15 protein-coding genes are annotated in these 17,636 nt (G+C 71.7%); 8 read left to right on the top strand and 7 right to left on the bottom strand.

Annotation, left to right across the window (positions count from 1 at the left end):
- Positions 1-175: 175 nt before the first annotated feature.
- Positions 176-2,146 (top strand): helix-turn-helix domain-containing protein, encoded by a 1,971-nt coding sequence (locus tag RIU97_RS20180; RefSeq protein ID WP_404958722.1) that lies wholly within the window; start codon positions 176-178, stop codon positions 2,144-2,146.
- Here RIU97_RS20180 and RIU97_RS20175 read toward each other — a convergent pair.
- The 7 genes from RIU97_RS20175 to RIU97_RS20145 all read right to left on the bottom strand — a co-directional run bounded on the left by RIU97_RS20175 (position 2,122) and on the right by RIU97_RS20145 (position 7,462).
- Entirely contained in the window at positions 2,122-3,267 is a 1,146-nt protein-coding gene (locus RIU97_RS20175; protein WP_404958720.1) for an IS701 family transposase, read from the bottom strand. The genes RIU97_RS20180 and RIU97_RS20175 overlap by 25 nt on opposite strands.
- Positions 3,268-3,458: 191 nt before the next feature.
- Positions 3,459-3,809: a nuclear transport factor 2 family protein gene (locus RIU97_RS20170; RefSeq protein WP_404958718.1), complete on the bottom strand. Its 351-nt coding sequence runs from the start codon at positions 3,807-3,809 to the stop codon at positions 3,459-3,461.
- A complete protein-coding gene (locus RIU97_RS20165) occupies positions 3,806-5,071 on the bottom strand; it encodes a flavin-dependent oxidoreductase (protein WP_404958716.1) in 1,266 nt (421 codons plus the stop codon). Before RIU97_RS20165 ends, RIU97_RS20170 begins: the two co-directional genes overlap by 4 nt.
- A 14-nt stretch (positions 5,072-5,085) precedes the next feature.
- Positions 5,086-5,748, bottom strand: coding sequence for a phenazine biosynthesis FMN-dependent oxidase PhzG (phzG, locus tag RIU97_RS20160; protein ID WP_404958714.1), 663 nt, complete (start codon positions 5,746-5,748; stop codon positions 5,086-5,088).
- Between the two features lie 10 nt (positions 5,749-5,758).
- Positions 5,759-6,592, bottom strand: a complete 834-nt coding sequence (locus RIU97_RS20155) for a PhzF family phenazine biosynthesis protein (RefSeq protein ID WP_404958712.1) — start codon at positions 6,590-6,592, stop codon at positions 5,759-5,761.
- Between the two features lie 44 nt (positions 6,593-6,636).
- On the bottom strand, positions 6,637-6,972 hold the full coding sequence (locus RIU97_RS20150; protein WP_404958710.1) for a hypothetical protein: 336 nt from the start codon (positions 6,970-6,972) through the stop codon (positions 6,637-6,639).
- A 1-nt stretch (position 6,973) separates the two neighbouring features.
- Entirely contained in the window at positions 6,974-7,462 is a 489-nt protein-coding gene (locus RIU97_RS20145; RefSeq protein WP_404958708.1) for a PhzA/PhzB family protein, read from the bottom strand.
- 244 nt (positions 7,463-7,706) lie between these two features.
- On the opposite strand from RIU97_RS20145, the gene RIU97_RS20140 reads away from it, so the two are divergent.
- The 7 genes from RIU97_RS20140 to aroC all read left to right on the top strand — a co-directional run bounded on the left by RIU97_RS20140 (position 7,707) and on the right by aroC (position 17,524).
- Positions 7,707-8,879 (top strand): 3-deoxy-7-phosphoheptulonate synthase, encoded by a 1,173-nt coding sequence (locus RIU97_RS20140; protein ID WP_404958706.1) that lies wholly within the window; start codon positions 7,707-7,709, stop codon positions 8,877-8,879.
- Between the two features lie 80 nt (positions 8,880-8,959).
- The gene (locus tag RIU97_RS20135; RefSeq protein ID WP_404958704.1) at positions 8,960-9,628 is read left to right on the top strand and encodes an isochorismatase family protein; all 669 of its coding nucleotides are present in this window, start codon (positions 8,960-8,962) and stop codon (positions 9,626-9,628) included.
- Entirely contained in the window at positions 9,625-11,520 is a 1,896-nt protein-coding gene (locus RIU97_RS20130; protein WP_404958702.1) for an anthranilate synthase family protein, read from the top strand. The genes RIU97_RS20135 and RIU97_RS20130 overlap by 4 nt, the downstream gene beginning before the upstream one ends.
- Before the next feature lie 94 nt (positions 11,521-11,614).
- Positions 11,615-13,750: a transketolase gene (gene tkt / locus RIU97_RS20125; protein WP_404958700.1), complete on the top strand. Its 2,136-nt coding sequence runs from the start codon at positions 11,615-11,617 to the stop codon at positions 13,748-13,750.
- Positions 13,747-15,036, top strand: a complete 1,290-nt coding sequence (gene aroA / locus RIU97_RS20120) for a 3-phosphoshikimate 1-carboxyvinyltransferase (RefSeq protein WP_404958697.1) — start codon at positions 13,747-13,749, stop codon at positions 15,034-15,036. Before tkt ends, aroA begins: the two co-directional genes overlap by 4 nt.
- Complete coding sequence (locus RIU97_RS20115; RefSeq protein ID WP_404958695.1) at positions 15,033-16,325, top strand: FAD-dependent oxidoreductase; 1,293 nt, start codon at positions 15,033-15,035, stop codon at positions 16,323-16,325. The genes aroA and RIU97_RS20115 overlap by 4 nt, the downstream gene beginning before the upstream one ends.
- Complete coding sequence (aroC, locus tag RIU97_RS20110; RefSeq protein ID WP_404958693.1) at positions 16,322-17,524, top strand: chorismate synthase; 1,203 nt, start codon at positions 16,322-16,324, stop codon at positions 17,522-17,524. Before RIU97_RS20115 ends, aroC begins: the two co-directional genes overlap by 4 nt.
- The last annotated feature ends 112 nt before the right edge of the window (positions 17,525-17,636 follow it).

The following is a 17,636-nucleotide window of genomic DNA, read 5'->3' as shown; positions in this document are numbered from 1 at the left end:
AATCGTTACCCGAGCCGGTCGGGGCACGGAAGGTGGCGGGACAACACGCGCCACTGTGAAAGTGATGCCGAGGCCACACTCGCCGCGGCAAATCCGCAGGTCAGCAACTTGACCCGCCTTAGGGAGAAACGTACGTTCGACGATGGTGGCGAGCCGAGAGCACGGGGGAAGCATCATGGCTAAGGACGAGGCGGTGGCCGACGCCCCGGCGCTGGCAGTGCTGGAACTGCTCGCACAGGAGTCACCACCGGGTCACTTCCAGGACTTGCTGCAGCGCGGCCGACGGCAGAACCTGCCACCGGAGCAGCTCGCCGAGCTGGAGCGGGCGACCCAGTTGGCGATGGGCATCCACGCCTCCGCCAACCAGCGCCGGCAGCGGGAGGTGGTCATGGCCGCCCTGGTGGACACGGTCCACGACATGACCACGCGGTACGACCCCGACACCCTGCTGAAGGTCATCACCAGCAGGGCCCGCAGACTGCTCGGCTTCGACATGGCCTACATCAGTCTGCGCAGGTCCGTGGGCGGCTCGTACATCCACAGCTCGGACGGTGACACGACCGCGCTCAACGTCGGGCTCGTGGTGGAGGAGCGCCACGGTCTCGGCGAGATGGCGCAGGACAAGGGTGCGCCCTTCTGGACTGCGGACTACCTCAACGACGACCGGATACCGCACGGGGAGGGGGTCGACGAGGTCGTACGCGCCGAGGGTCTGCACGCCATCATGGCGGTACCGATCTTCCAGGGGGACGTACCCATCGGTGCGTTGTACGGCGCGGACCGGGTCGTACGCCATTTCACCCCCGACGAGATCAGCGTGATGCGCTCCCTGGCCGACTTCGCGTCGGTCGCGCTGGAGAAGGCCAGGCTCCTCGACCGTACGCGGACCGAGATCGCCGAACTGGAGTCGGCGGGCTTCGAGGCACGGGGCACCATCGCGCGGATGGCGTACCTCGACGAGGTCCAGTCCCGGCTGATCGCTCAGGTGCTCGACGGCGGCGATCTGTACGACCTCGCGAAAACGGCGGCCGACGCGCTGGGCGGGACGCTCGCGGTGGGCGACCCGCAAGGGCAGGTCCTGGCGTCCACCGGATCGGACGCCGAGGCTCCCGGTGAGACCGAGGGCCTCTTCAAGGAGGCGCTGACCGGCCGGGCAGGGCTGGAGGCGCGTGCCTTCCGCGGCCCCGGCGAGCTCGCCGAGAACCTGTGGGCGACCCCTGTCACCGCCGGGGCCGAGTACCTCGGAGTCGTACTGCTCAAGGTCACGCAGCCGCCGGGCCCCGAGGCCGAGCGGTTCTTCGGCTTCGTCGGGCAGGCCGTCGGGCTGCTGCTGGTGGTCCAGCGCAGTGCCGCTGTGGCCGCGGGTCCGGTCCGTGACGAGCTCTTCGACGACCTGCTCGTCTCCCCTCTGCGGGCCCAGCGCCAACTGATGCGCCGTGCATCGCAGTTGGGCATCGATGCGGAGGGCTCCTACGTCGTCGTACTGGCCCGCCCCGAGGGCGGCGAGCACGGCAGGGCGGTCGTCTGGGCCTCTTCCTACGCCTATCGCCACTCCGGGCTCAAGACGGTCCAAGGGGGCTGCATCGTGCTGCTGCTGCCGGGCTCGGACGCCTCGGCCGCCGCCAGGGCCGTTTCCGAGGAACTGTCGCCGCTGCTGGGGCGGCCCGTCACGGTCGGCGCCTCCGGCCCCGCCGGCGGGCTCGCCTCGGTCGCCAAGGTGTACCAGGAGTCACTGCGCTGCCTCGACGCCCTGATCGCCCTGGACGGTGCGGGCAGCGCCGCGTCGATGAGCGATCTCGGATTCCTCGGGCTGCTGCTCTCCAACGACCACGATGTCGACGGATTCGTCGCCTCGGCCATCGGCCCCGTGCTCGACCACGACGCCGGGGGCGCGACCGGCCTCGTCCGGACCGTCGAGGCCTACTTCGCCTCAGGCAACAGCCCGACCGGCGCGGCCAAGGAGCTGCACGTCCACCCCAACACGGTCGCGCGCCGGCTGAAGCGCATCACCGAACTCCTCGGCCCCGGCTGGCAGAAGCCCGGCCGCGCGGTCGAGGTGCAGCTCGCGCTGCGGCTTCTGCGGGCCCGGGACATCCTGCGGCGCCAGCGCGAGTCGCACGCTCAGGCCGGGATCCCGGGGAAGTAGCGCGCGCTGCCGCGGCGGCTCGCCGTCAGTACCTCCACGGCGTGCGCGGCGGAGGCCAGCGTGATGTGGCAGTGCCAGCCCCGCAGGGACCTCCCCTCGAAGTCGCGCAGCCCGGCCCGGTCCCCGAAGCCCGACAGGTCCTGCCCCACCCGGTCGGTGAGCTTCGTCAGACGCAGCAGCGCCGACGCGGGCACCTCGGCCATGTTGGTGACCCACAGCCGGGTGGCGGGACGCCGGGGGTCGTCCCACTCCCCGAGCAGTGCGAGCCCGCGCGCCGGGCCCTCCTCCCTGCCGGGCAGCCCCACGCGCACCTTCACGGCCGGTGCGTGCCGTACGCCGGAGGGCGCCGTCGCGTCGAGCCATCGGGCGGGCCTGCGCAGTCGCTTGACCGATTCGACGATCCGCTGGGCCGGGTGCGCACCCTGGCCGTATCCGGGCAGGGCCGTTTCCCGGACCGTGAGCCGTGCGGTGCCCTGGGTGCGCACGAGCACCGGCACTCCGGCTTCGCTGAAGCGCCGGAGCGTGGCCTCCGGGTCGCCGGTGGGCGTGTCGAGCACAACGGGCCGACGGGACGCGTCGTGGAGGCGGGCGAAGTTCAGGGCCGCGGCGGCGGCGCACTCCTCCTGCGTCTCCCCCTGTGCCTCCTCCAGCAACAGCCGCCAGTTCACCGGTGAACTGGCCTGCTCGGATGCGGCCCACACGCCGAACGCCTGCTGCCCGTGGAAGGGCTGGTCGCGGTGGAGGTCGAGGCCGTGGCCCACGCCCACCGAGTGCCGCCCGGACTTCGGTATCGACATCTGCCGCACCACCCAGGCCAGTGGCCCGATCGCCTGGCCGAGCCAGTCGGCGAGCGCCTCGCGCACCTGCATCCAGTCCCAGGTGGAGTTGCAGATGAAGTGGTGCAGGCTCTGCTCCAGCGTCGGGTCGCCGAGGCAGACCGCGACGTTCCTGATGGACCTGCGGCCCTGCGCGGCCAGCAAGCCGCGCAGATACTGCTCGCCCTTGCGCCGCTGGTCCCTGCGGGGGAGCGAGGCGAACAGGGCCGTGCTCAGGTCCTGGAGCACCTGTTCCCGTTCGGATCCGAAAGCCAACGCTCCGCGCCGCAGTTCCCGTACAGACATGATTCCGTCAGCGTGAACGCTCACAGAACCCCCCCTCCGTGCACTGTCCCGTCAACTCTCTTGAGCTGTCCTCAAAAGCCTGACCGCACAGGGGTGTCAGGGACGAGGTGCAGGGGCCACTACCTTGCACGGCCCGGTGATTGTCCCGTCACACGGGACCGCCGGCTGGAGGAAGCCGTCCGGCCGGAGTGCTAGCCGGTGATCGGGCGCGGGTCGAAGGCCACCCGCTGGCGGGCGATCTTGCCGTCCACCACATGGCTCCAGGTGGCCACCTGGACCGGCTCGGCGACGCTGGTGTGCATCTCGAACCACGTGAGCACGTCGGGTCCGTTGCTGAAGACCTTCTTGACCACGATGTCGGTGTTGATCTCCGAGGCCACCTCGATCTTCGCCCGGAATTCGTCGGCGCTGGTCGCACTGCCGTACGGGCCGACGAAATCCACGGTCTCGGCGAGCACGGAGCGCAGGGTGTCGAAGTCCTTGATCTTCCATGCGGCGTAGTACGTGGAGGTCACGTCCGTGGGCTTGGGCTCGGATGTCATGCCGGTGTTCCCTTCCGGATCGGCGGGTGCAGCGAGGCACGCGCGTTGAGTTCGGCCACGTCGTCCCCGGTGGAGTTCCGGTACGTGTTGGCGATCTTGGTGTAGATCCCCTGGGCCGGCACGCCACTCGAGCCGTCCGCGGACCTGGGGCTCTTGGGCTTCGACCGGTCCATCTGCCGGTTCGCGAGCACGATGGCGCTGGTGGCGGCCCGGCGCTTGTCCTCGTACGCACGCAGCGCGACGACCGGATCCTCGCGCGTCGCGAGTTCGTACGCGAGGACGCGCGCGTCGACGACGGCCTGCGAGGCACCGTTCGCACCGACCGGATACATCGGGTGGGCGGCGTCACCGAGGAGCGTCACCCGGCCTTCACCCCAGCTCGGCAGCGGGTCACGGTCGACCATCGGGTACTCGAGGAGCTCCCCGCCGCCGGCCAGCATCCCGGGCACATCGAGCCAGTCGAGGTCCCAGTCGCTGAAGTGGGGCAGTACGTCCTCGATCCGGCCGGCCCGGTTCCAGCCCGCGGCCCCGTCGAGGGGCTGGGGCTCGGCGACCGAGACCATGCAGACCCAGTTGGTCAGCGAGCGTCCCCGCTCCACCGCACCGGGGCGGATCGGGTAGGCGATCAGCCGGGCGCCCCGGCCGGCGTCGGCGTGGATCATGGTGCGGCCGGTCAGGAACGCGTCGGTCTCGGTGACCCCGCGCCACATCATGGTCCCCGACCAGCGCAGGGGTCCTTCGTCCGGGTGGAGCCGGGCGCGTACCGCCGAGTGCAGCCCGTCCGCACCGACGAGCAGGTCCCCGGTGACGTCCACCACCTCGCCGGTCTCCCGGCCGAGGGCGCGGACCCGTACCCCGCCCGGGTGCCGGCGTACGTCCTCGAAGACCGTTCCGGTACGGACCGCATCCCGGCCGAGCCGCTCGCGCACGGCGGCGAGGAGCATCATCTGCAGCTCACCGCGGTGCACCGCGTACTGCGGCCAGCGGTACCCGCGGGCGGTGCCGCGCTCCTCGTGGTGCAGGCGGTTGCCGGACCGGTCGACCCAGACCATGTCCGCGGTGGGCACGCCGATGGCGGCGAGCTCGTCGGCGAATCCCAGTTCCGTCAGCTCGCGGACCGCGTGCGGCTGGAGGTTGATCCCCACACCGAGCGGCCGGATCTCGCGGGTCCGCTCCAGTACCGTCGCGCGGATGCCCGCTTCGTGGAGGGCCAGAGCGGTGGTGAGACCACCTATCCCGCCCCCGATGACGACCACATGCATCTGCCCTGCCTCCCTCACGGCTGCAGCCGGCTCGTGCTCCAGCTCTGAGCGTCGAGACGGTCGTAGCGGAGCCTGCGGTGCAGCCGGTCGGAGCTCGCCGCCCAGAACTCGATGGCCGAGGGAACCAGCAGGTAGCCGACGAAGCGCTCCGGCCGCGGCAGCGGCGTACCGGCCGCCTCGAGACGGGTGGCCGTGGCCCGCAGCGCCGCCACGTCGTCCAGCGGCTCACTCTGGTGGGCGGCCGTCGACATCGCGTGCATGGGAACCGGGCGCCCGTACCAGAGCGCGTCGGACTCGGCGTCGCCGAGCTGCTCGACCGCGCCGGAGACGCTGATCTGCTGGGCGGTCTCGCGCCAGTAGAGCAGGCCCGAGGCCCAGCCGGTCTCGGATATCTCGCGGCCCTTCTGGCTGCTGGTATGGCTCATGAAGACCAGGCCGCGGTCGGTCACGGCGGTGATCGCGATGATGCGGGTGGAGGCGCGGCCGCGGGCGTCGGAGGTGGCCAGCGCGAGGGCCCGCGGCTCGCGGACGCCGCGCTGGACGGCCTGGGCGAGCCAGGTCCGCAGCAGCTCGATCGGGTCGGCCGCCGGGTTGTCGTACTCGGGGAAGTCGAGGTCGGTCTCGCCACTGAGGGACTCGAACCTGCTGCTGCCGGGGGTGCTGGTGGTCGTGCTCACTGGAGCCTCTCTAGACGTAGATGGTGCCGCGGGCGACGACTGCGCCATGGCCGCCGACGTGCGCCGAGGTGACGGTGTCGCCCTCGCCCTCCGCGACGGCGCGCATCAGTGAGGGGCGGCCCATCTCGACCCCCTGGAGAATCTCCAGTTCCCGGCCGTACGCGGCGAGCCCGTGCCGGGCCAGGTGGATCGCGAGCGGGCCCGCGGCCGAACCGGTCGCCGCGTCCTCGACCACGCCGTACGCCGGCGAGAACATCCGGGTGCGCCACTGCGTACCCGCCCCGGCGAAGCAGTTGGCGGCCATGTCCGGGAATGCGGACAGAGCGCGGTGGTCCGGGTGCAGTGCGGAGAGCGCCTCGACACTCTCCAGGCCGACGAAGACGTGGCGGGGGCCGTTGCGGTAGGCGACGACCGGGGTGACGGTCTCGTCGACGCCGAGCGCCGCCAGCAGCTCCGCGCCGTGCTCGTACGGCTCCCAGGTGGGCACGGGCTGTCGCATCCGTACGGCGGTGGCTTCTTCCTCGTGGGTCAGCTCGAAGGGAATGACGCCCATGGCGGTCTCGAGGCGCAGCCGGTCCCGCTTCATGGTCAGGCCCAGCGCGACCGCCGTGCCGAGCATGGGATGACCGGCGAACGGCAGCTCGTTGACCGGCGTGAAGATCCGGATGCGCGCGTCGCCGCCCTGCTCCGCCGGGAGGACGAAGGTGCATTCGGAGAGGTTCATCTCGCGGGCCATCTGCTGCATCCGCTCGCCCGTGAGGTCGGCGGTGTCGAAGAAGACGGCCACCGGATTGCCTTCGAGCGGCCTGTGGGCGAAGGCGTCCACAACCATGTAGTCGTGCATGGGTTCTCCTGAAGAGGTCGTGCGACGGGTCTGCCGAGCCGGCGTCACTGTGTGAGGGCCGGACCGAGGCGGTGCAGCACCGGAAGGGAGTGGATGCCCTCGACGGTGGCCTCGATGTCGAACCGCGTCCGGTGCGTGGGCGGGAAGCCGATCAGCTCGGCCGCGCGATTGGGCGGCAGCGGCCGGTCTGCGGGCGGTCCGGTCTCCCACACCATGACGGCTCCCCAGCGGTTGTTGTCCGCGTCGGCCATCCAGAACTTCAGGCGCAGCCCGGGCACGTCCGACCAGGGGTCCACGCCACCGTCCCGCAGATGCTCACGCAGGGACTCGATCGTCTCCGGGGATTCCCCCAGATCCCACCAGGCGATGTCGGCCTTCATATCAGGTCGGAATTCCCTCGCGCTTCACCGACGGCACGGGAATGCCGAGTGCGCGCAGCTGCTGATTGGGGTTCATGAACTCCCGCTCCTGCTTGATCTTCCCGTTCTCGAACTCGAAGGCGTGGATGAAGTGGTTCTTGTAGTAGCCCTCGGGGTAGCCGGGGAAGAGAATCTTTCCTTCGCCGTCGCACTCCACCCAGAAACGGTTCGGGTCCTGGGTCTCGTAGATCTCGATGTTCGTCCAGACCCAGTCGGGGAAGCACTTCAGCGACCACACCGCGTGCTCCGCGAGCGTGTCGCGGCCGCGGATGACGATCGGTTCGCCGGTGTCGGTGGTCCACAGCCCACCGCTGCCGTCCTCGGTGAACAGCAGGTGGCGCTCGAGGCGGTCCTGACCACGGGTGTTCATGTACTGCTCGACGATCGCCCGGTTGTTGCGCCGGAGTTCCGCATCGTCGGCGAACGCCTGCGGTCGCGCGGTCTCGGACATGACTGACCTCCACATATCTGGACACATCTGGGGACTGATCCACGGCACGTCCCGGGGGCCGCCGCACCGCTGGACTCTCTTCGGGACGCCCGCGTTCCGCAACGCCGAAAGCAGCACTCCGTCAAGTCGGGACGAGAATGCGGCGGCATTTGACGGAGTCCGCCGGTGAGGCTTCTGGTCCGTCCCACGAGTCCGTAAGAGTCGGTGGGCGTTCATGGCATCAATCCACCCCGGGAGGTATCAGGTGAACAATGTCCACGCATTCCTCCGCTCGTTGCCCGCGGTTCAGCAGCCGGACTGGGAAGGTCACGCGGAACTCGTACGGGTAAGGGAAGAACTCGCTTCCGCACCTCCGCTCGTCGACGCCGCCGACACCGACGCGCTCCGCGCGCGTCTCGCCGAGGCCGCCGCCGGCCAGGTCCAGATCATCCAGTCCGGCGACTGCGCCGAGGACTGGGCCGAGAGCAACCAGAGCGATGTCGCCCGCAAGGCGGGCCTGCTGGAGGTGCTGGCCGGGGTCATGAAGATGACCTCGCACAAGCCGGTCCTGCGGGTCGGCCGGATGGGCGGGCAGTACGGCAAGCCGAGGTCCAACCCCACCGAGACCGTCGGCGGTGTGGAACTCCCCGTCTACCGCGGCCACATGGTCAACGCCCCCGAGCCCGACCCCGAGCTGCGCAGGCCGGACCCGACCCGGATGCTGACGGGATACGACTCGTCCCGCAGCGTCCTCGAATTCCTCGGCTGGGGCCGCGAGGACCGGCGCACCCGGCCCGAGACCCCGGTGTGGACCAGCCACGAGGCACTGCTGCTGGACTACGAACTGCCGATGACCCGCATGCAGTCCGACGGCCGGCTGCTGCTCACCTCCACCCACTGGCCGTGGATCGGCGAGCGCACCCGCCAGGTGGACGGCGCGCACGTCGCGCTGCTCGCCGCCGTCGCCAACCCGGTGGCCTGCAAGGTCGGCCCGACGATGACGCCGGGCGAGCTGCTGGCGCTGTGCGAGAAGCTCGACCCGGAGCGTACGCCCGGCCGTCTCACCCTGATCGCCCGCATGGGCGCCGACCTGGTGGGCGAGCGCCTGCCCCCCTTGGTCGAGGCGGTCCGCGCGGCCGGCCACCCCGTCGTCTGGCTGACCGACCCCATGCACGGCAACACCGTCAGCGGGCCCGAAGGACTCAAGACGCGGCTGGTGAAGACCGTCGTACGGGAGGTCGTCGAGTTCCAGCGCGCGGTCAGCGCGGCGGGCGGCGTCGCCGGCGGCATCCACCTGGAGACCACGCCCGACGAGGTGACCGAGTGCGTCACCGACGTGGAGCGGATGCATCGGCTCGGCGACAAGTACACGAGCTTCTGCGACCCGCGTCTGAACCCGGGCCAGGCGATGGCGGTGGCCTCGGCCTGGCTCGGCTGACCGGGGCCGGCGCCTCGTACCCCGGACAGCCGTTCCGTACGTCCGCAGCCATCCAGCACACACCGAGCGAAAGGACAGCCATGGGGGGAATTCCGCCCATCGACCCCTACCCGATGCCCTCCGAGGGCGACCTTCCGGCCAACACCGCACAGTGGACCGTCGACCCGGACCGGGCGGTGCTGCTCGTCCACGACATGCAGCGCTATTTCCTGCGGCCGTTCCCGCAGGACCAGTCCCCCGGCAGCGAGCTGGTGCGCAACGCCGCGCTGCTGCGCGAGCAGTGCTCCGCGCTCGGTGTTCCGGTTGCCTACACCGCCCAGCCCGGCGGCATGACCGACCAGGAGCGCGGTCTGCTCAAGGACTTCTGGGGCCCGGGCATGAAGGTGTCCGCCGAGGACCGCAAGGTGGTCGACGAGCTCGAACCCGCTCCGGACGACTGGGTGTTCACCAAATGGCGCTACAGCGCCTTCTTCAAGTCGGACCTGCTGGAGCGGATGCGCACGCACGGCCGTGACCAGCTGATCCTCTGCGGCGTGTACGCCCACGTGGGCGTCCTGATGTCGGCGGTCGAGGCCTTCACCAACGACATCCAGCCGTTCCTGGTCGCGGACGCGGTCGCCGACTTCTCGCAGGAGTACCACCACCTGGCGCTCGACTACGCGGCGCAGCGCTGCGCGGTGGTCACCACCGCCAAGTCGGTGCTCACCGGCCTCACATCGGCCGACTCGACCAAGGACGGCGGCCGATGACCGAGGACTTGCTGGACCGGGTGCTCGCATCGCCGCCCGCGGCGTACGCCCTGCTCCACCGGCCCGAGACCACCGGCCGGGACGTGCTCGAAGTCCTGGTGGGCGAGGTCTGCGCGGTGGAGACGCTCGCCGACATCCCCCTTGCCGACGCGCCGCCCGCCGAAGGCGCCGCCGGGCGTCACGAAGTGCTCGCCGTGATCCCGTACCGTCAGATCTCCGAACGGGGCTTCGCCAGTACCGACGACGGCGAACCGCTGATCACCATGACCGTCGCCGAGCAGAGCACCTCGCCGCTCGCCGATGCCCTGCGGCGGCTGCCCGACGAGCCGATCACCCTGTCCGGCGGCCGTTTCGACGTGGACGACGACCGCTACGCCGCCATCGTGCGGGACGTCATCGAGCGTGAGATCGGCACCGGCGAGGGCGCGAACTTCGTCATCAAGCGTTCGTTCGTCGCGGACATCGGTGACTACACACCGCGCAGCGCCCTGTCGTTCTTCCGCCGCCTGCTGGAGCGCGAGTCGGGCGCGTACTGGACCTTCCTCGTCCGCGTGGGAGGCCGCACCTTCGTCGGTGCCAGCCCGGAGCGGCACGTCAGCCTGCACGGCGGCACGGCCGTGATGAACCCCATCAGCGGTACGTACCGCTACCCCGCCGCCGGACCCGACCTGCCGGGCGTGATGGCCTTCCTGGCGGACCGCAAGGAGGCCGACGAGCTCTACATGGTCGTGGACGAAGAGCTCAAGATGATGGCCCGGATCTGCGAGAAGGGCGGGCGGGTCGTCGGCCCCTACCTCAAGGAGATGGCCCGTCTCGCGCACACGGAGTACTTCATCGAGGGCAGGACCTCCCGCGACGTACGGGACATCCTGCGCGAGACGATGTTCGCTCCCACCGTCACCGGCAGCCCGCTGGAGAGCGCCTGCAAGGTGATCAACCGGTACGAGCCGGAGGGCCGCGGCTACTACAGCGGCGTCATGGCGCTGATCGGCCGGGACGAGGGCGGCAGCCGCACCATGGACTCCGCCATCCTCATCCGCACCACCGACATCAGCGACGCCGGCCGGCTGAGCATCGGCGTGGGCGCGACCCTGGTACGCCACTCCGACCCGGTGAGCGAGGTCGCCGAGACCCGGGCGAAGGCGGCGGGGCTGCTGTCCGCGCTGGAGGCGGGCGGCCCGGGCCGGTTCGCCGGGCACGCCCAGGTCCGCGAGGCGCTGGAGCGGCGCAACGACGCCATCGCCGGCTTCTGGATGCGGGAGTCCGGGGAGCGGTCCGACACGGTGGCCGAACTCGCCGGACGCAGCGTGCTGATCGTCGACGCCGAGGACACCTTCACCTCGATGATCGGCCACCAGCTGACCGCCATGGGACTGCGCGTCACCGTCAGCCGTTTCGACGAGCCGTACGACTTCGACCGCCACGACCTGGTCGTCATGGGACCGGGGCCCGGCGATCCGCGTGACAGCGGGAACCCCAAGATCGCCCATCTCCGGGCTGCGCTCTCGCAGCTCCTCGACGAGCGGCGGCCCTTCCTGGCCGTCTGCCTCAGCCATCAGGTCCTGTCCACGCTGCTCGGCCTCGATCCGGCCCCCCGGGACGTGCCCAACCAGGGCGTGGCGAAGGAGATCGACCTGTTCGGCACGCGCGAACGGGTCGGCTTCTACAACACGTTCGCCGTCCGGTGCGACGAGGACAAGTTCAGCCACCCGGACCTGGGCGTCGTCGAGGTCAGCCGGGACGCGGACACCGGCGAGGTGCACGCGCTGCGCGGCCGTGGCTTCGCGTCGATGCAGTTCCACGCCGAGTCGGTGCTCACCGAGGACGGCGTACGGATCGTCGGCGACCTGCTGACAGGGGTGGTGCGCTCGTGCGACCGGCAGCCTTCCTGATCGCGGTCCCCGGCTCCGGCCCCGGGCCGGCACGCCCTGCGCGCCTGCCGGTCCGACCCCTGCCCCTCACCTACGAAGGAGCCCTGACCGGCCGGTGAACCCCACCCAGTCGCACACCAGCACCCCTCCCTTCGAGTGGACCGATCTCGACCGGCGCTCCGTGGACATCGCGCGCGCCCTCGCGGTCGATGCGGTCGAGCGTGCGGGCCACGGCCACCCCGGCACCGCCATGAGCCTGGCCCCCGCGGCGTACCTGCTCTTCCAGCGCCTGCTGCGGCACGATCCCGCCGACCCCCGCTGGGCAGGGCGTGACCGCTTCGTGCTGTCCTGCGGTCACTCCAGCCTGACCCTCTACACCCAGCTCTACCTCTCCGGCTACGGCCTGGAGCTCGACGACCTCAAGGCGCTGCGCACCGAGGGCAGTCTCACCCCGGCCCACCCCGAGTACGGGCACACCCCGGGTGTCGAGACCACCACGGGCCCGCTCGGCCAGGGGCTCGGCAATGCCGTCGGCATGGCGATGGCCGCCCGCCGCGAGCGCGGGCTCTTCGATCCCGATGCCGCGCCGGGCACCTCCGTCTTCGACCACACCGTCTGGGTGTTCGCGTCCGACGGCGACCTGGAGGAGGGCATCAGCCACGAGGTCAGCTCGCTCGCGGGCCACCAGCGGCTGGGCAACCTCGTCGTGCTGTACGACGACAACCGGATCTCGATCGAGGACGACACGTCCATCGCGGTCTCCGAGGACGTCCTCGCGCGGTACGCGGCGTACGGCTGGCACGTCCAGCGCGTGGACTGGACCGGGCGCGGCGCGTACGAGGAGCACGGGGCGTACGAGGAGGACGTGCCGGCCCTGCACGCCGCCCTGAGCGCCGCCCGCGAGGAGACCGGTCGCCCGTCGATCGTGGCGCTGCGCACCGTCATCGGATGGCCCGCCCCCACCAAGCAGAACACCGGAAAGATCCACGGCTCCGCGCTGGGCCCGCAGGAGGCGGCGGCCGCCAAGGCGGCGATGGGAATCGACCCGGACGCCTCCTTCCAGGTGCCCGCCGACGTGCTCGCGCACACCCGCCTGGTCGCCGAGCGCGGCCGGGCGGCCCGCCGGGCGTGGGACAAGCGGTACGAGGACTGGCGCGGCGAACTGCCCGAGCACGCCGCGCTCTTCGACCGTATCGGTACCCGCCGGCTGCCCGAGGGGTGGGCGGACGCGGTGCCCGGCTTCCCGCCGGGCGGCGAAATGGCGACCCGCAAGGCGTCCGGCGAGGTGCTGTCCGCACTGGCGGGTGTACTCCCCGAACTGTGGGGCGGCTCGGCCGACCTCGCGGAGTCCAACAACACCACGATGAGGGGCGAACCGTCCTTCGTGCCCGAGGAGTTCGCGACCGACGCGTTCCCCGGCCACCGCTACGGCCGCACGCTCCACTTCGGCATCCGCGAGCACGGCATGGGCGCCGTTCTCAACGGCATCGCGCTGCACGGCGGCACCCGCCCCTACGGCGGCACCTTCCTGGTCTTCTCCGACTACATGCGGCCCGCCGTGCGGCTGGCCGCGATGATGGAACTGCCCGTCACCTTCGTCTGGACCCACGACTCCATCGGCCTCGGCGAGGACGGGCCGACCCACCAGCCCATCGAGCACCTGTGGTCGTTGCGCGGCATCCCCGGCCTCGACGTGGTCCGTCCCGCCGACGCCAACGAGACCGCCGCGGCCTGGCAGGCGATCCTGGCCCGCGGCGACCGGCCCGCAGGGCTCTGTCTGACGCGGCAGAACGTCCCGGTACTCCCCGACCCGGGCCCCGGCGCGGTCGCCCGCGGCGGCTACGTGCTCGCCGAGGCGGCGGGCGGCGAGCCCGCGGCGATCGTGCTGGCCACCGGCAGCGAGGTGCACATCGCGCTGGAGGCCCGCCGCATCCTGGAACAGGACGGGACGCCGACCCGGGTCGTTTCGCTGCCCTGCCTGGAGTGGTTCGCCGAGCAGAGCCAGGAGTACCGCGATGCCGTACTTCCGCCGCAGGTGCGCGCCAGGGTCTCGGTGGAGGCGGGCTCCACCCTCGGCTGGCACGCCCTGACCGGCGACGCCGGAGAGGCCGTCGGCATCGACCGGTTCGGGGCGTCCGCGCCCTTCCGCACCCTGTACGAGCAGCACGGCCTGACCGGGCAGCGAGTGGCGGCGGCGGTCCGGGCGAGCGTGGCCAGGGCGGCCGGGGCGGCGCGGGGAGAGGCCCGATGAGCGCCATCCCGCTCACGGCCCGGATCCCGGGATCCAAGAGCATCACGAACCGTGCCCTGCTGCTGGCCGCGGCGGCGCCCGGCACCAGCACGCTCCGGGCCCCGCTGGTCAGCGACGACACGGTGGCCTTCCGGGACGCGCTGACGGCCCTGGGCGTGCGGGTGTCGGAGTACGGAACGTCCTGGGAGATCACCGGAGCGGGGCGTGGCCCGACGGCCGGAGCCCGCGTCTGGTGCGCCGACGCCGGGACGGCGGCCCGTTTCCTGCCCCCGTTCGCCGCCACGGGCCGGGGCGCCTACGTCTTCGACGGATCCGAACAGCTGCGGGCCCGCCCCCTGCGTCCGCTGGCCGACGCGCTGAGCGCCCTCGGGGCGAAGGTGAGTACCGAGGGGGCCGGCGGGCTGCCGCTGCGGGTGGACGCCGATGGCCTGCGCGGCGGCGCACTGGACGTGGACGGCCGGCTGAGCAGCCAGTTCCTGAGCGGCCTGCTGATGGCGGCGCCCCTCCTGTCCGACCCGCTGACCGTGACCGTACGGGACCTGGTCAGCCGGCCGTACATCGACATGACCATCGCGCTGATGCGCCGCTTCGGCGCGCGTGTCGACGAAGACGCGCCCGGCGTCATCGCGACCGCGGGCGGGGGCTACACGGCCACCGACCTGGTGATCGAGCCGGACGCCTCCACGGCCTCGTACTTCTTCGCGGCCGCGGCCGTCACCGGACGTACGGTCACCGTGCCGGGTCTCGGCCGCGACAGCCTTCAGGGGGACCTCGGCTTCGTCGAGACGCTGCGCAGGGCCGGCGCCCGGGTGGAGATCCGCGCGGACTCGACGACGGTCACCGGAACGGGCCCCCTGCGCGGCGGCTTCGAGGTCGACATGGGCACGATCTCGGACACGTTCATGACGCTGGCCGCGATCGCCCCGCTCGCCGACTCGCCCATCACCATCCGCGGTATCGGGCACGCCCGGCTGAAGGAGTCGGACCGTATCGCCGCCGTCGCCGGGAACCTGGCCGCGTGCGGGGTGATGACGCAGACGGGCCGCGACTGGCTGACGGTGTACCCGGGAGCGGGAGCGGGAGCGGGAACCGGAGCGGGGACGGGGGCGGTCCGGCCGGCGAGGATCGCCTGCCACCGGGACCACCGGATCGCGATGGCGTTCTCGGTACTGGGGCTGCGCGCTCCGGGCCGCCTCACCCTCGACGATCCGGCGTGTGTGGGCAAGACGTTCCCCGGATTCCACGCCGAGCTGACCCGGCTCTTCCCCGAGGAGGTTCTGACGTGAGGGACGCCGATCGCATAGTGGTCGTCGGCGCGGGCATCGGGGGCCTGGCGACGGCGCTGAGCGTTGCCGCCAGGGGGCATCGCGTGACCGTACTGGAGCGACGGGCCGAGATCGCCGAGCCCGGCGCGGGCACGCAGCTGTCACCGAACGCGTTCCACGCACTCGACCGGATCGGGGTGGAGCGGGTCGTCCGAGCGGTGCGCCGGCAAGCCGTCTTCACCGAAGAGTTGCGCCTCATGGACGCCACGACCGGTGAACGGATCGCCGGCATGCCCCTGACCGGCCGCTACCAGCAGCGTTTCGGCAACCCGTACGCGGTACTGCACCGCGGCGAGCTCCACTCGGCACTGCTGGACGCGTGCCGCGCGGCCACCGGCATCGAGCTGCTCACCGCCGAGCCGGTCGCCTGGTACGAGCAGACCCCGGACCGGGTCACCGCGGTCACCACCACGGGCGGCCGCTTCACCGGCTCCGCACTGATCGCCGCCGACGGCATCCGCTCCGCCGTCCGCCGCCGGCTCGTGGGCGACGGTGACCCCAAGGTCTCCGGCCACACCATCTACCACTCGGTCGTCCCCCTCGCCGGCATCGCGCAGGGGCGCCTCCCGGCCGAGCTGTCACCCGCCGGCGTGACGGCCTGGGCGGGCCCGGGCTGGCACGTCGTCCACTTCGTCCACCGCACGGCCGACGGCGCGGCGTACCTGAACCTGGCCGCCACCCACGACCACGGCGCGCCGGAGGCCGCCGTCGGACTGCCGCTCGAGAAGTCGCAGGTGCTGGGCGAGTTCCCGGAGCTGGCCGGCTCGGTCCGCGAGCTGCTGGAGCTGGGCGAGCAGTGGCGGACCTGGGTGCTCTGCGACCGCGACCCCGTCGCCCGCTGGACCGATGGCCGGGTCGCGCTGCTCGGCAACGCCGCGCACCCGATGCTGCCGTACGCGATCCAAGGCGTGTCCATGACCCTGGAGGACGCCGCGGTGCTCGGTGAACTGCTCGACTGCGACGGGCGGGAAGTCCCCCAGCGCCTGGCGGAGTACAACGCGGTGCGGCGGGGTCGTACGGCGAGGACCCAGCTGGTGGCACGCGAGCTGGGCGCGCGGCTCTTCCACCCGGCGGGCGAGGCGGCTGCGGCACGCGACGCGATGCTGGCGGCGCTGACGGTGGACGAGCTGTACGACAGGCTCGCCTGGCTGCACGGAACACGCGACTTCACCGCCCCTACCCCCGCCGGCCCCGCCGACCCCGCCGACCCCACCGACCCCACCGATCTCACCGAGGGAGAAGGACATTGAGCAGGTTGCGCTGGCTGACGGCGGGGGAATCGCACGGCCCTGCACTGGTGGCGACCCTGGAGGGTCTGCCCGCCGGCGTGCCGATCACAACGGCGATGGTGGCGGACCAGCTGGCCCGGCGGCGGCTGGGCCACGGACGCGGCGCGCGGATGAAGTTCGAGCGGGACGAGGTCACGTTCCTCGGGGGCGTACGACACGGCCTCACGATGGGCTCACCGGTCGCCGTACTGGTGGGCAACACCGAGTGGCCGAAGTGGGAGCAGGTCATGGCCGCCGATCCGGTCGACCCCGCCGAACTGGCGAAGCTGGCGCGCAACGCCCCGTTGACCCGTCCCCGTCCCGGACACGCCGACCTGGCAGGCATGCAGAAGTACGCGCTCGACGAGGCGCGCCCCGTCCTGGAGCGGGCGAGCGCCCGCGAGACGGCGGCCCGCGTGGCGCTGGGAGCGGTGGCGCGGTCGTACCTCAAGGAGACGACGGGCATCGAGATCGTCTCTCATGTCGTCGAGCTCGCCGGCGTCAGGGCTCCGTACGGGGTCCTTCCGGTCCCCGCCGACGAGGCGAGGCTGGACGCGGACCCGGTGCGCTGCCTGGACGCGGACGCGTCGAAGGCGATGGTGGCGGAGATCGACCGGGCCCACCGGGACGGCGACACCCTGGGCGGCGTGGTGGAGGTTCTCGCCTACGGAGTGCCGGTCGGCCTCGGTTCCCACGTCCACTGGGACCGCCGTCTCGACGCCCGGCTCGCTGGGGCACTGATGGGCATCCAGGCCATCAAGGGCGTCGAGGTCGGCGACGGCTTCGAGCTCGCCCGCACGCCCGGCTCGAGGGCGCACGACGAGATCGTGCCGACCGAGAACGGCATCCGCCGTTCGTCCGGCCGCTCCGGCGGCACCGAGGGCGGGATGACCACGGGCGAGTTGCTGCGCGTACGAGCCGCGATGAAGCCGATCGCGACCGTGCCGCGCGCCCTGGCGACGGTCGATGTCACCACGGGCGAGGCGGCCCAGGCCCACCACCAGCGCTCCGACGTGTGCGCGGTCCCGGCGGCCGGCATCGTCGCCGAGACGATGGTCGCCCTCGTGCTGGCGGACGCCGTGGCGGAGAAGTTCGGCGGCGACAGCGTCACCGAGACCCGCCGCAACGCGCAGTCCTACCAGGCCGACCTCCGCCCCGCGGTGCACGCGTTGCGGCAGTAATGGCTCCATATCGTCAAAGGCCCTCTGACCTGCGAAAACGCGGGGCAGGGGGCCTTTTTGCGTGGTGGTGGGCATCGTTTCGCAACTGTTCGCACGGAGACGGTGTTTCTAC

Origin of the sequence: Streptomyces sp. 147326, assembly GCF_045000215.1 — a bacterium.
Taxonomy (GTDB): Bacteria; Actinomycetota; Actinomycetes; order Streptomycetales; family Streptomycetaceae; genus Streptomyces.
Note: the sequence above shows the minus strand (reverse complement) of the source record. Positions and strands in the feature narration are given on the sequence as shown.